This is a genomic window from uncultured Marinobacter sp., assembly GCF_947488835.1.
In the GTDB taxonomy this organism is placed as follows: Bacteria; Pseudomonadota; Gammaproteobacteria; order Pseudomonadales; family Oleiphilaceae; genus Marinobacter.
Genome location: NZ_CANLBK010000008.1, coordinates 18,426 through 32,560 on the forward strand (window position 1 = coordinate 18,426; position 14,135 = coordinate 32,560).

The following is a 14,135-nucleotide window of genomic DNA, read 5'->3' on the forward strand; positions in this document are numbered from 1 at the left end:
CCTGGAGGGTTATCCTTCGACGAGGGCGGAGCGATCTTCCCCGCCCAAGGCTTCCAGTAAGCCAGGGATCAGTTTGGACAGCTCAAGAGTCATCAGCGTGAAGGCAGCATCAAATTTCGCGACTGCGTCATCCACATCGACATCATCGAGTTGGTCCTGAAGTGTTTCGCCAAACTTCAGCCGGCGAATCCCCATTTCCTCATCGAGAACGAAAGAGACATTGTCGTCCCAGGTAAGGGCGAGTTTGGTCACTTCCATCCCGGCATTCAGGTGGTTACGGATTTCGTCTGCCTTCAAGTCCAGTCCTTTGCAGCGGACTACGCCGCCATCTTCGGAAGGATCCTTGAGCTCGCATTCGTCGCCCAGAACTACGCTGGCGGGCAGGTCGATGGACTCGTTCAGCCAGCCAGTAAACGTAAAGATAGGAGCTTGCTCCAGCGCCGGCGGGCGTACAGGCAGGGAACCCAGGCTTTTACGCAGAGATGAGGCCAGGTCTTCCGCCTGTTTTGCGGAGCCTGCATCAACAATCATAAAGCCGTCTTTCGGTGCCAGGTACGCAAAGCTGCGCCGGTTCTTGGAAAATGCATGGGGCAGCATTTCCAGCATGACCTGTTCTTTGATCTCTTCTTTTTCTTTACGGCGAACCTTGCGCCCTTGCTCGATCTCGATGGCTTCGGCTTTCTCTTCCACCGCATCTTTAATGACGGGCCCCGGCAGGATTTTCTCTTCCTTACGCAGTGCAATCAGGTGATAACCATTGGCACTGTGAACAAGTAGCTCACCGTGTTTGCCTAGTGGCGGAACCCAGCCCTGGCGGGCGGTTTCTTGTGGACCGCACGGTTTGAATGCATCGCCGCTGAGCTTTTCTTCCAGCTCTTCAGCAGAAATATCAAACGGCTTGGTAAAACGGAAAACGCGGGCATTGCGAAACCACATCAGGCTTGATCCTTGTCTTTCATATTTGAATAATTTCTACGAGCACTGTTTTGACGATAAAGCCGAAAACACCAGCGCCCAGTACTGTAAAAAGGGCGATGGTACCAAACTTTCCAGCCTGTGATTTTTTGGCCAGGTCCCAAACGATGAAACCCATCCAGCCAATAAGGCCTGTCAGAAACACCAGCATGGCGATCTGGGAAAAAACTGCTTCATTCATGACGTTCTCCGAACTTAATCTGGATTAGTGTTCATCTCGCAGGAAAACCCAGTTATTTTTGTCGGATTGGTCTTCGCTGAAATAGTAACCGTCAAGGTCAAAGCCCTTGAGGTCGTTGGCATCGGTAATGCGATTCAGGATGGCGTAGCGGCACATAAGTCCGCGGGCCTTTTTGGCGTAGAAGCTGATCATCTTGTACTGACCGTTCTTCCAATCCTTGAATTGGGGGGTAATCAGCCGGCCATCAAGGTCTTTCTTCTTCAGGCTTTTGAAGTATTCATTCGAGGCTAGGTTTACCAATACTTCGTCGTCGCTTTTCAGCAGGCGATTCATTTCCTGGGTGAGGCTGTCCCCCCAGAATGCGTAAAGATCCTTGCCACGCTTGTTCTCAAACTTTGTACCCATTTCCAGCCGGTAGGGCTGCATCAGATCAAGCGGTTTAAGAATGCCGTAAAGCCCGGACAACATGCGCAGATGCTTTTGTGCAAAGCTGAAATCCTGCTCACTGAAGCTTTGTGCGTCCAAGCCGGTATACACGTCACCTTTGAAAGCCAGTACAGCTTGGCGCGCGTTCTCTGGAGAAAATGGCACTTGCCAACTCTGAAAGCGCTCGGCATTCAATTGGCCTAATTTGTCGCTGACGCTCATCAGGTTGCTGACCTGGTGGGGCTCTAACTCTTTGAGTTGATCAATCAGCTCGCAGGAATCGTCCAGGAAGTCCGGTTGAGTAAAAGTTTCCGTTGCCAGTGGGCTCTCGTAGTCGAGAGTTTTAGCAGGAGAGATAACCATCAACATGTCAGATAATTCCTCATTGCAGAAACGTAAGTAGCTGTTCCCGGGTAAATGGCCAGTTGAGTTCGTGCCCAGTATCCTTGCGCCGGAGCACCGGGATTCGCGTGCCATAGCGCTCGACCAACTCTTCCGATTGCGCAATGTCCACCACATCCACCGGTATTGGTACTGGCATCGGAGTGCTTATCAGCAGAGCTTCGGCCACATCACACAGGTGGCATTGGGACGTAGTGTAAAAAAGCAGTTCCATTACTTCGGCTGTGCGTCCAGCTTTTGGCCGTTTACACCGGCGCTGTCGGTGCCCATCAGATACAAATAGATAGGCATCAGTTCTTCCGGCGCCGGGTTCTGTTGCGGGTTTTCTGCCGGGTAGGCGTGTGCCCGCATATTGGTTCTGGTGGCGCCGGGGTTAAGGCTGTTTACCCGCACGTTATGTTGTTTGTCATCCAGTTCATCAGACAGAAGTTGGCTAAGGCCTTCAACGGCAAACTTGGAAACGGCATAAGCGCCCCAGTAAGCTTTTGCCTGCCGTCCGACCCCAGACGAGGTGAAGATAACCGAAGCAGCATCAGATTTACGCAGCAGGGGAATCATCGCACGGCTAAGCAGGAACGGCGCTGTTGCGTTCACGTGCATAACCTTGTTCCAGGTTTCCGGGTCGTACATTTCCACCGGGCTGCGGTCACCCAGAATCCCTGCGTTGTGGAGGATGCCATCGAGCTTGCCGAAGTTGTCTTCCAGGGTCATGGCCAGTTCTTCGTAATCTTTTACCGCTGCGCCTTCGAAGTTCATTGGCACAAGAGCCGGTTTGGGGTGGCCTGCGGCTTCAATTTCATCGTAGACCATTTCCAGCTTGCTCAGGGTTCGGCCCACAAGGATGACCGTAGCGCCATGAGCGGCATAGGTTTTTGCGGCGGTACGGCCGATTCCGCTGCCCGCACCGGTAACCAGTATGATGCGGTCTTTCAAAAGATCAGCGGGTGCCTGGTAATCTTGCATAACCTGTCTCCGTAGCAGACTGGGGTGTATCAGGGTTCTAAAATGGCACGCATTAAGTCGCGCGCTATTGTAACAGCTTTGCGAGATCGTTCACGGTGTCAGCGATCATGTCTGCTTGCCATAGATCAACGGTTTCGGGCTCTTCGATATAACCGTACCGCACCGCGATGGTTTTCATGCGGGCGTTGCGGCCGGCCACTATGTCCCGTTCATGATCGCCCACATAAATTGCCTGCTCGGGTTCTGCGCCGATTTGCTGGCACGCAAGAAACAGGGATTCTGGATGAGGCTTGCGATCAGTGACGTGGTCCGGGCACACCAGCGACGCGCAGCGCTCAGCTAGACCTAGGGCCTGAACCAGCGGTGCGGCGAAACGTACTGGCTTATTGGTTACGATTCCCCAGGGTATTTCCCGCTGCTCCAGTGATTGAAGCAAGGAGTCCATGCCTTCAAACAGGCGAGTTTCAACGGCAACGCCCGCTTCGTATAGATCCAGAAAGGCGGTGTGTTTGGCAAGATAGCCCGGGTGCTCAGGCTCCAGCCCAAAGCCCACACGCACCATGGCCCGGGCTCCGTTGGAAACGGATCGGCGTATGTGCTCCGCTGGAAGCGCCGGGAGCCCGTCCATTTGGCGCAGCTCGTTCAGGCAGCGTATAAAATCCGGTGCTGTATCGAACAGAGTGCCGTCCAGATCAAACAGAACGGTCGATGGCCGTTCAGTCTTCACGGGTATCCCGGGCGTGCATCAGATAGTTTACGTCTACATCCCGGCCCAGCTTGTAGGAGCGGGTAATGGGGTTGTAGGTCATGCCGGTGAGCTCGCGCACATCCAGCCCTGCGTGACGCAGGTGGTCGGACATTTCTGACGGCCGGATGAACTTTTTCCACTCGTGCGTACCCTTGGGGAGCATGTTTAGCACGTATTCGGCACCCACAATGGCCAGCAGGAAGGACTTGGGATTCCGGTTGATGGTGGATACAAACAAGTGCCCGCCGGGCTTTAGCAGTGCGGAGCAAGACTTGATAACAGAAGCCGGATCGGGCACATGCTCCAGCATCTCAAGACATGTGACAGCATCGTACTGGCCGGCGTGCTCAGGATCCCGGGCAAGCTCTTCAACTGTGATCTTTTGGTAGTTCACCTTGATTCCGCTTTCCAGTCCGTGCAACCGGGCTACAGCTAGAGGTGCTTCGCCCATGTCTATACCGGTTACATGAGCACCGCGCAAAGCCATGCGCTCAGACAGCAACCCGCCGCCACAGCCAATGTCTGCTACTCGCTTGCCCGCGAGGGATACGCGCTCATCGATGTAGTTGAGGCGAAGGGGATTAATGTCGTGGAGAGGCTTGAATTCGCTGGTGGGGTCCCACCAGCGGCTAGCCAAGGCTTCAAACTTGGCAATCTCGTTACGGTCAACGTTCTGGTTTGTCATCGTCTCTTCTACCTGGTCAATCTATCGAAATTCGGTTAGACAGCCTGTTGCTCGCGGATTTTCTCAGCCCAGTCTGTAACGCGGAGCATGAGGTCCGGTACGTCTATGCGCGTCAATTTGCCATCCTGTACCTGAGGTACGCCGTTAATCCAGCTATGGCTTACCGCGCGGCCATGATTGCTGTAAACAAGATGGGAAGCCGGATCGTAAACCGGCTGGATAAAAGGATCGCTGAGATCGATGGCGATGATATCGGCCAATTTGCCAGGCACCAATGAGCCCAGCTCATGCTCCCGCCCCAGCGCTTTGGCGCCATTGATCGTGGCAACCTGCAGCGCCTGATGAGCAGAAAGTGCGGTGGCTTCGTTGGCGACGACCTTGGCTACCATGGCGGCTGTTTGGATTTCGCCGAACAGATCCAGGTCATTGTTGCTGGCGGCACCGTCTGTTCCTATGGCCAGATTAACACCACGTTCCATGAGCTTATGAGCAGGGCAAAGACCGCTGGCGAGCTTGAGGTTGGATTCGGGGCAGTGGATAACGTGCGCGCCAGAGGCCGCTAGCAGGGTAATGTCTGAGTCACTGACCTGGGTCATGTGGACACACTGGGTTTTGGCGCCTAGAACGCCAAGTTTCGCAAGCCGCTCAATTGGGCGTTCACCGTGTTTTTCTTTAGCTTCTGTCACTTCAAATTCGGTTTCATGCAGATGAATCTGAATGCGGGCACCGGTTTTTTCGGAGAGTGCGACAGCGCGGGCCAGAGGTTCGTCGGATACAGTGTAGGGCGCATGGGGGCCAATGGCTGGCATGGTGTAGGTATTGTCTTTCCACTCATTGATCAGCGCCTCGCCTTTGCTCAGATAATCATCTGGCCCGCTGCCCCACACCGTGGGGAAGTCCAGCAGGGGAAAGCAGATTTGTGCGCGCATGCCGGTATCGTGAGCCATCTGGGCCACAATTTCCGGGAAAAAATACATGTCTGAAAATGTGGTTGTACCGGTTCGCAGCATTTCTGCCATGGCCAACTGCGTGCCGTCGACAATAAACTGTTCACTTACAAAACGGCCTTCCGCAGGCCAGATGTGGTCATTAAGCCAGGTCATCAATGGGAGATCGTCTGCCATGCCCCGGAACAGCGACATTGCGGCGTGCCCATGCATGTTGATCAGCCCGGGCATAACCACATGGTGGGGAAGATTGATTGTCTCTCGGGTACGGAAATCGCGATCTGCCTGTGCCACAGGCAATACCGCCACAATCCGGGAGCCCTGAACAATAACGGCCTGATGCTCAAGCACCACTCCGGAAGGCTCTATTGGAATCAGCCATCGAGCGTTGATGCGCATATCGGCTGCGGTGATAGTATCTGCCGTCATTAACCCTACCTTGCAGTGCCGGCGACAAATGCGATTGTGCGCTTAGGAATGCACAAGCGCGCCGAACGATAAAATGTAGCCCGGAAGTATAACCGTTATACTGGCCGTTTTCAGCGTTATGAAAGCGGAGCCAGGCGATGAATAATTCCAGAGAATCCCGACCTTTACATACCTCTTCTTCTGATCCGCGATCTGTAGGTACGGTTGCCCTTCGGTGGCAGGGTGGCAGCCTGGAATTGCTGGATCAGCGCTTACTGCCTGCAAAGGAGCACTGGCTATCTCTGGAAACCGCCACCGGCGTGGCGCAAAGCATTCACGACATGGTGGTGCGCGGCGCCCCGGCGATTGGTATCAGTGCTGCATACGGTGTCGCACTGGCTGCCCGAAAAGCTGACGGTGATGACTGGCAAGCTGAGATCAAAATGGCTGTCCGGGAGTTGGCTGCATCAAGGCCAACGGCTGTGAACCTGTTCTGGGCCTTACAGCGAATGGAGCAAGTGCTTGAGGGCTGTGCAGTGCTGGGTGAAGCCCGGCAGCGGCTGGAAGATGAAGCCATTGCCATTCATGAAGAGGATCTTGCCGCGAACCTCGCAATGGCAGATTACGCACTTGAAGCGATGGGGCTTTCTTCCGGCTATCCAGCTCCTGTCTCGGTCCTTACCCACTGCAACACAGGTGCGCTTGCGACCGGTGGTTACGGCACCGCGCTGGGTGTTATTCGTCGGCTGCATGAGAAAAACCTGCTGAAACAAGTATACGCGGATGAAACCCGGCCCTGGCTGCAGGGCAGCCGTCTTACTGCCTGGGAATTAATGCGGGATGGTATCCCGGTAACCCTGAATGCCGATGGCGCAGCGGCAGCGATTCTTGCAGCGGGTGAGGTGCGGTGGATCATCGTGGGTGCCGACCGGATTACAGCCAATGGCGATGTTGCCAACAAAATTGGCACCTACAGCCTTGCGGTATTGGCGCGGTATCACAAGGTTGGATTTATGGTTGTGGCACCCTCCAGCACCGTGGATATGGCGCTGAAGTCTGGTGCAGAAATCCCGATCGAGGAGCGGGATGGCACAGAGGTTCGGGAGATAAGAGGCATTCCGCTAGCCCCGGAGGGCGTGCCGGTGTTCAACCCGGTGTTCGATGTAACGCCAGCAAGCTTGATCGATATGATCGTAACGGAAAAAGGTGTGGTGCAGAATCCGGGTGTTTCGGGGATGCACGGGCTATTTGCCTGAGGGCTTTTTGCCGGTGGCAGATTTGCTGGTTGGGAGTTCGCCACTTTGTTTTGCAAGGCTTTCCCGCAGTTCCGCCACCTGCCTTTCCTGATCCTCAGCAAAGTGCAGGGACATCTCAAAACTCTGCCGGGTGAAATCCAGAACCTTGCGAAAGCCTTCATCCGAGAGCGTTCGGGCCGAATCGTGGCGGCGGAAGATATTGATAAACTCTCGCTCCCGCTCAAACTGCAAGGGTACTCGCGCAACACCCCAGTCATTCAGGATCTGCCAAACTTCCGGGTTGTAGTTCCGGGTGGTTCGCATAATAAACGGGATGGGATCATTCCGTGCAATGAGAGCGGTCAAGCGGAGTATGAGCTCAAAGGATAGGGTGGCTGTGCCGTTCTCGATGGCTTCAAGAACGGATTTATCACGAAGGTCGAGCGCTTCGCTCATTTCCGAAAGCGTCAGCCCGGCCACTTCCCGAATATCCTTGAGAGACTGCCCGGCTACCAGCATAGCTCTGAGCTGGTCCTGGGAGTTGATCAATGCCCGACCTACACGTAAAGACGTGTCCGTAGCACGAGCACCGAAGCGAAAGGCGGATCCGGTGAGGCTGGCAAGGCGGTCGATAATGCCTTCAGGCGCTTTTTCCGAAGCCGACGGTGTCGGTTTGCGCAGCACATCCACTTCTTCCTGGGAGCGCATGGCGTGCAGCGCATCCAGAAGCAGGTCCTGCATGGCTCGCGCTTTGTTCTGACGTTCCTGGTCGTTGGCTACCGGTTTGTCAGCCTTCCGGCTCATTACAGAGCTTCCGCCTGAGCTGCAAACTGCTGCGGGGTGAGGATGGAGGCCATGCGCTTATCCAGCTCCAGCATGTCTGCCATGATGTCACCGCCTTCGCGAATCACGAAGTCGAGCTCCTCATCGGTAGATCCAAGATCTGCTGCTTGCTGGTCTTGCCAATCTTCAAGCTCTTCCAGATTCTCAAAAGGCTCCTCGCCACGCAGCTCCCTGCGGGCATTGGCAATGGACAACCGTGTACGTTCTATTTGTTCCTGTTGAATAGTGCGCTCGTCCAGATTGAGGCTCACTGTTTCCCTCTGGCGCTGCTCATTCAGGAAGTCAATCTCTTGCTGCAGGAGCCTGAAATCCGGGCTCGTGGCAAAACGATCGTCATGGCGCTTGCGAAGCTCTTCAATGATGCCGCTGAAATCAAAGTAGCGGGTATGGGGAACTGCGTCGATTTGATCCCAGGGTAGGGCGTGATCCAGTGCGTCCTCACCAATTCGGGTTTTATCGATACGGGAAGGAATCTCGATATCCGGAATCACACCTTTGTGCTGAGTTGAGCCGCCAGATACACGGTAAAATTTTGACTGGGTGATTTTCAACTGCCCGTGGTTAAGAGGGCGAACGGCTTGAACTGTGCCCTTACCAAAGGTTTGCGAACCGACTACCAAGCCGCGACCATAATCCTGAATCGCACCCGCAAAAATCTCGGAAGCCGATGCGCTCATGCGGTTGGTAAGCACTACCAAAGGCCCATCGTAAGCAACGGATGCATCGTCGTCGTTGAGAACCTGAACTTCGTTGCTGGAGTTGCGAATCTGCACGGTTGGGCCAGTGTCGATAAACAGGCCGACCAGATCATTGGCTTCGTGCAAGGCGCCGCCGCCATTGTTGCGCAAATCCATTACAAGACCGTCTACTCCATCCTGTTGAAGCTCTGCAATTAGCTTCCGCACGTCACGTGTCGTGCTTTTGTAGTTGGGATCACCGGCCTGCATGGCACGGAAATCCGCATAAAACGTCGGAATGGTAATCACGCCAACGGTGTATTTCTCGCCATTGCGGTCAAGCTCGATGGTGTCTTTGCTGGCGCTTTGTTCTTCCAGTTTTACTTCATCGCGGTTGATGGAGATGGACTTGGTCAGGGTTTCATCAGATGAACTGGCAGGAACGACTTCCAGCGTTACCACGGAATTGCGTGGGCCGCGGATGAGATCGACCACTTCATCCAGTCGCCATCCGATCACGTTAACTGGCTTTTCATCCTCTTGAGCAACCGAAACAATTCTGTCGGCGGGCTTGAGCTGTCCTTGCTTGGACGCAGGGCCACCAGGAACCAGCCTGACTACTTTCGTGTACTCGTTGTCCGCTTGCAGTACCGCACCGATACCTTCAAGGGAGAGGCTCATATTAATGTTAAAGTTTTCAGAGGTGCGCGGCGAAAAATAAGAGGTGTGTGGGTCCCACATACCGGCAAAAGCATTCATATAAGCCTGGAACGCATCCTCGCTGCGGGCCTGGTAGGCGCGCTTAAGCTGGCCTTCGTAGCGTCGCTTGAGGGTATCGATAATATCAGCGTCGTCGGCACCGTTAAGGCGCTGAGCCAATACGGCGTTTTTGATGCGTTTAACCCAAAGTGCATCGAGAGCCTGCTGATCCGGCTCCCAATCGGCTTCTGAACGATCAAGAAGAATGGTTTCGTTAGTGGTGAAGTCCAGCTTTTCGATGCCCTCGTCGAGGGTTTTCAGCGCGAACTGGAGGCGCTCAATAATGCGCTGCTGAACCAGGTTGTAGATATCAAACCCCGGCTGTAGCTGACCGGTTTTGAGGGCAGAACCCAGTCGGTTTCTCACTTTGTTCATGGTCTGAATGTCGCCGGCTGTCAAATAGACTCGCTGGCCATCCAGATAATTCAGGTAGGCGTCAAACACATCGCCGGAGAGCTTGTCACTGATACCCAAGTCGCGGAAATGGGTGAATTGCAGCTGCCTGGCAATAAGAATGTTGGCTCGGGCCTGGTCAATCGTTGGCGCAACCGGTGAATAGACTTCCGGCTCGGCCGCTTTTGCCTGTACGCCAAAAGGTGCTGACAGCAGCAGGGCGACGGTAAGCGCTTTGCACACACCCATCCGGCCGGCTTTGAGCGGGGCGCGACGAACAGATGCTTTTTCCGCGATGGTCATAGATTGATACCTGACGATGCTGGGTACCTGCCAGACAGTTCTGGAACCGGTTAACCCGTGGGCTGATAAATTTATTGTAGGCAAGGGCTACACCCGTTGCTATAGGTATGACGTATCGGTTCGTGACAATCTGTCCATGACCCGGTGTTTTTCAGTCATAAAAAGATCAGGATTCAATAGGGTAGAGGAGGTTTACCGAGAATTGTAGCAACGGTGTGCTACACAGGATGCCGCTTGAACATGGGCACATCGAGAGAGTTGTATGGATTTTTTCAGGTAGAACGTGCGGCGGAGGACAGTGTCCTCCGCCGCTCAGCACCTTCAGACGAAGGGCTTTTCCTGCTCTGCGTGCTCAAGCAGCAAGGTCGGCGGGGTAAAGCGCTCGCCGTAGGCTGCAGCCAGTTCTTTGGCTCTTTCTGTGAACGCTCTCACACCATACTGGTTAATAAACTGTATGGCGCCGCCAGTCCAAGGTGCGTAGCCGATACCGAAGATACTGCCAATGTTGGCATCTTCCACGGTGCGCAGCACGCCTTCTTCCAGGCAGCGAACGGTTTCAATGGCCTGAATGAACAGAATCCGGTCTTTCAGTTCCTGCAACTCGACCTTGCGGGCTTTTTCGCTGTCCACATAGAGGGTTTCAAGTTCTGGCCACAGGTACTTTTTGCCTTTGGCGGGGTACTCATAGAAACCGGCACCGGCAGCCTTGCCTGGGCGGCCATGGTCGTTAACCATCTGGTCAATGATCGCTTCTGCAGGGTGGGGCTTCCATGTACCGCCGGCAGCTTCCGTATCCTTTTTACTCTGGCTGCGAACGAGGTGCATCAGAGTCATGCTGACTTCATCGGAAATGGTCAGTGGGCCGACAGGCATGCCTGCCAGCAACCCGGCATTCTCGATGCTTGAGGGGTGAATACCTTCGCCCAGCATGGAGATCCCTTCGTTAACAAAAGTGCCGAAAACGCGGGATGTGAAAAAGCCACGGCTGTCGTTCACAACTACCGGGGTCTTGCCAATTTGCTGAACGTAGTCGAACGCTCTTGCCAGTGTCTCGTCTGACGTCTTCTCACCAACAATGATTTCTACCAGCAGCATTTTGTCTACAGGAGAGAAAAAGTGCAGCCCGATGAAGTTTTCCGGCTTGGCAGACGCTTCGGCTAGCTGGGTAATGGGAATTGTGGAAGTGTTGGACGCAAAAATGCCATTGCTGACAAGCGTCGGCTCGGCCTCGGCGGTAACCTTGGCTTTCAGGTCGCTGTCTTCAAACACGGCTTCGATCACCATGTCGCAGCCTTCCAGGTCGCTGGCGGAGTCGGTGGCCTTGATGCGGCCCAGAATTTCCGCTTTTTTCTCTTCGGTCATGCGGCCGCGGCTAACCTGTTTTGCCAGCAGGTTTTCGGAGTAGCTTTTGCCTTTTTCAGCGCCTTCAACAGTGACGTCTTTCAGCACCACCTCTATACCGCGGATAGCGGTGGAGTAAGCGATGCCAGCGCCCATCATTCCTGCGCCCAGTACACCTACCTTTTTAAAGGTTTCTTTTTCTACGCCGTCAGGGCGGCTTCCGCCCGAATTAATATCGTTCAGCTGGAACCAGAAAGTGCCCGTCATGTTCTTGGCAACCTGGCCAATCACCAGTTCGGCAAAATAGCGGGTTTCAATCAGGCTGCCGCTATCGAAGTCTACCTGGGCACCTTCAACCGCTGCAGCCAGAATGCACTCTGGCGCCGGGTAGCAGCCTTTGGTCTTCTGCTTCAGCATGGCAGGGACAATTGGCAGCTTCTGTGCCATCGCAGGATGGTGCGGTGCGCCACCTGGCATCTTGTAGCCTTTCTGGTCCCAGGGCTGTTGGCACTTGGGGTTGGCATCGATAAACGCACGAGCCTTGGCCATCATGTCTTCAGGGGAATCTGCAAGCTCGTCGATAATGCCGGCTTTCAGGGCGGCAGAAGGGCGCAGCTTCTTGCCTTCCATCAGCAGCGGGAATGCCGCTTCAAGGCCAATCATTCGGGGCAGGCGTTGAGTGCCACCGCCGCCTGGAAGCAGGCCAAGTGTGACCTCTGGAAGACCCAGTTGAATGCTGTTGTTGTTCAGTACGATTCGGTGGTGGCAAGCCAGAGCAATTTCGAATCCACCTCCCAGCGCAGCACCGTTGATTGCGGCAACGACAGGCTTACCACAGGTTTCCAGCGCACGCATCTGGGCCTTCATGCCGTTGACCATGTCTTCAAAAGCCTGAGCATCGTCACGGGTAACTTTGTGGATTTCGTTCAGATCGCCACCAGCGAAAAAGGTCTTCTTGGCAGAGGCGATGATTATGCCACGAATGTTTTCCAGGTCGCCTTGGACCTTGGAGACTGTTTCGTCGAGGGCGTCACGGAACGCCATGTTCATGGTGTTTGCAGACTGGCCGAGCATATCGATGGTGAGGGTCAGAATCTGATCTGAACCCAGTTCATAACGGATGGCACTCATAATCGGTTCTCCTTACAGAAAAAGTGTGGGGTTCAGACCCGCTCAATGATGGTGGCTATGCCCATGCCGCCGCCGACGCACAGCGTCGCCAGACCAAAGCGCAACTCACGGCGCTCCAACTCGTCCAGCAGAGTGCCCACAATCATTGCGCCGGTAGCGCCGAGAGGGTGGCCCATGGCGATTGCGCCGCCGTTAACGTTCACTTTTTCATCGGGAACCGAGAGTTCCTTCTGGAAGCGCATTACCACAGAGGCAAAGGCTTCGTTTACTTCAAACAGGTCAATCTGATCCACGGTCATGCCGGCTTTTTCCAGCGCTTTGAGCGCAGCGGGGGCTGGGCCTGTCAACATGATGGTCGGGTCTGTACTGGTGACCGCAGTGGCTACGATGCGAGCACGGGGCTTGAGCCCCATTTCCTTACCCTTTGCTTCACTGCCAATCAGAATGCCGGTTGCACCGTCTACCATGCCAGAAGAGTTACCGGCGTGATGCACGTGATTGATTGTTTCCACGTAGTGATACTTTTCACGAGCCACGCTGTTAAAGCCCATTTCTCCCATCATCTGGAAAGAAGGTCTGAGGCCAGACAAAGACTCAACGGTTGTGTCACCGCGCACATGCTCGTCGCGATCCAGAATTACGACGCCATTTTGATCGGTAACAGGAATAATTGACTTGGCGAAGTACCCGTTCTTCCAGGCGTTCGCTGCTTTTTGCTGCGATTTGACGGCGAAACCGTCCACATCTTCACGGCTGAAGCCATCCAGCGTGGCAATAAGATCGGCACCGATGCCCTGCGGCATGAAGCCGGTATGCATGTTGGTGTGTGGGTCCATGGCCCAGGCACCACCATCAGAACCCATAGGGATGCGGGACATAGACTCCACGCCACCAGCAACAACCAGGTCTTCCCAGCCGGAACGGATTTTCATGGCTGCCAGATTAACGGCTTCAAGGCCAGATGCGCAGAACCGGTTGAGGGTAACGCCGGCGACTTTCTCGTCCCAATCAGCTGCGAGTGCGGCTGTCTTGGCGATGTCTGCACCTTGGTCACCAACGGCGGTAACACAGCCGAGAACAATATCGTCTACCTGAGAGGTATCCAGGTTGTTCCGCTCCTGCAGCGCGTTTAGCACAGTGGTTAACAAAGTAATGGGTTTTACACTGTGCAGTGATCCGTCTTTCTTGCCACGCCCTCTGGGAGTGCGGACCGCATCGAAGATATACGCCTCGGTGGTCATTGCTTGTCCTCTGGTGTTTATTGCTTGGGGATTTAGTGTCGAGAAACGTCACCATAGCCCTTTGATAGCCATGTGGGTAATGACGCCACCTGCCAATCGGGTTGGCAAAATTGCTCAGAGGTAGTGACAGGCGAGCCTGCGACTTCTATGTTTAGGGTTGGGTGAGAGGTTTTGCGGATGCCCAAAAATGGGTTTAAGAGGTGCGGTGCCATGTCTTTCAGTAATGCTATCGACAATTTTTACGAACGTTTGGTGATGGATGCTATAGAGGCGACGAGAGAGCCGGGAGATACTGCGGATTTTTTAACCGACGTTATGTGTGTGGCCTTGAACCGGCTGCCTTCCCGGTACTACCGGCACACCATCGACATGATGTTCTACTTGGCGGACGAAGAGCTCAGAGGTATGAAAGACAACTCCCTGGCAGCCGTCAAGAATGCCAGGGAGTTTGTAAGGGAACACCAGCGGGAGTGAGGC

At 54.5% G+C, this 14,135-nt stretch carries 14 protein-coding genes; 2 read left to right on the forward strand and 12 right to left on the reverse strand.

Features of this window, described 5'->3' with window-relative positions; translation table 11 throughout:
- Positions 1-9 precede the first annotated feature (9 nt).
- From rdgC to Q0824_RS17195, 8 genes are all read right to left on the reverse strand, one after another.
- A complete protein-coding gene (gene rdgC / locus Q0824_RS17160; protein ID WP_298453679.1) occupies positions 10-936 on the reverse strand; it encodes a recombination-associated protein RdgC in 927 nt (308 codons plus the stop codon).
- Positions 937-955: 19 nt separating this feature from the next.
- A complete protein-coding gene (locus Q0824_RS17165) occupies positions 956-1,156 on the reverse strand; it encodes a DUF2788 domain-containing protein (RefSeq protein ID WP_298453683.1) in 201 nt (66 codons plus the stop codon).
- 24 nt (positions 1,157-1,180) lie between these two features.
- Positions 1,181-1,951: a peroxide stress protein YaaA gene (gene yaaA / locus Q0824_RS17170; protein WP_298453687.1), complete on the reverse strand. Its 771-nt coding sequence runs from the start codon at positions 1,949-1,951 to the stop codon at positions 1,181-1,183.
- A 13-nt stretch (positions 1,952-1,964) separates the two neighbouring features.
- Positions 1,965-2,198, reverse strand: coding sequence for a glutaredoxin family protein (locus Q0824_RS17175; protein ID WP_298453699.1), 234 nt, complete (start codon positions 2,196-2,198; stop codon positions 1,965-1,967).
- Positions 2,198-2,947, reverse strand: coding sequence for a YciK family oxidoreductase (locus Q0824_RS17180; RefSeq protein ID WP_298453700.1), 750 nt, complete (start codon positions 2,945-2,947; stop codon positions 2,198-2,200). Before Q0824_RS17180 ends, Q0824_RS17175 begins: the two co-directional genes overlap by 1 nt.
- Positions 2,948-3,011: 64 nt before the next feature.
- Complete coding sequence (locus tag Q0824_RS17185) at positions 3,012-3,674, reverse strand: HAD-IA family hydrolase (protein WP_298453702.1); 663 nt, start codon at positions 3,672-3,674, stop codon at positions 3,012-3,014.
- Complete coding sequence (gene ubiG, locus Q0824_RS17190) at positions 3,664-4,380, reverse strand: bifunctional 2-polyprenyl-6-hydroxyphenol methylase/3-demethylubiquinol 3-O-methyltransferase UbiG (RefSeq protein ID WP_298453705.1); 717 nt, start codon at positions 4,378-4,380, stop codon at positions 3,664-3,666. The genes Q0824_RS17185 and ubiG overlap by 11 nt, the downstream gene beginning before the upstream one ends.
- Positions 4,381-4,415: 35 nt before the next feature.
- Entirely contained in the window at positions 4,416-5,756 is a 1,341-nt protein-coding gene (locus Q0824_RS17195; RefSeq protein ID WP_298453708.1) for a TRZ/ATZ family hydrolase, read from the reverse strand.
- 137 nt (positions 5,757-5,893) lie between these two features.
- Between Q0824_RS17195 and mtnA the strand changes: the two genes are divergently transcribed.
- Positions 5,894-6,991 carry an S-methyl-5-thioribose-1-phosphate isomerase gene (mtnA, locus tag Q0824_RS17200; protein ID WP_298453711.1) on the forward strand — a complete coding sequence of 366 codons (1,098 nt, stop codon included), beginning with the start codon at positions 5,894-5,896 and terminating at the stop codon, positions 6,989-6,991.
- Here the strand turns inward: mtnA and Q0824_RS17205 are convergent.
- From Q0824_RS17205 to Q0824_RS17220, 4 genes are all read right to left on the reverse strand, one after another.
- On the reverse strand, positions 6,980-7,774 hold the full coding sequence (locus Q0824_RS17205) for a helix-turn-helix transcriptional regulator (RefSeq protein WP_298453714.1): 795 nt from the start codon (positions 7,772-7,774) through the stop codon (positions 6,980-6,982). The genes mtnA and Q0824_RS17205 overlap by 12 nt on opposite strands.
- A complete protein-coding gene (locus tag Q0824_RS17210) occupies positions 7,774-9,945 on the reverse strand; it encodes a carboxy terminal-processing peptidase (RefSeq protein ID WP_298453717.1) in 2,172 nt (723 codons plus the stop codon). The genes Q0824_RS17205 and Q0824_RS17210 overlap by 1 nt, the downstream gene beginning before the upstream one ends.
- A gap of 321 nt (positions 9,946-10,266) precedes the next feature.
- Positions 10,267-12,417, reverse strand: a complete 2,151-nt coding sequence (locus tag Q0824_RS17215) for a 3-hydroxyacyl-CoA dehydrogenase NAD-binding domain-containing protein (protein ID WP_298453720.1) — start codon at positions 12,415-12,417, stop codon at positions 10,267-10,269.
- 32 nt (positions 12,418-12,449) lie between these two features.
- Entirely contained in the window at positions 12,450-13,658 is a 1,209-nt protein-coding gene (locus Q0824_RS17220; RefSeq protein WP_298453722.1) for an acetyl-CoA C-acetyltransferase, read from the reverse strand.
- Positions 13,659-13,868: 210 nt separating this feature from the next.
- Between Q0824_RS17220 and Q0824_RS17225 the strand changes: the two genes are divergently transcribed.
- Positions 13,869-14,132: a late competence development ComFB family protein gene (locus Q0824_RS17225; RefSeq protein ID WP_200204052.1), complete on the forward strand. Its 264-nt coding sequence runs from the start codon at positions 13,869-13,871 to the stop codon at positions 14,130-14,132.
- Positions 14,133-14,135 lie beyond the last annotated feature (3 nt).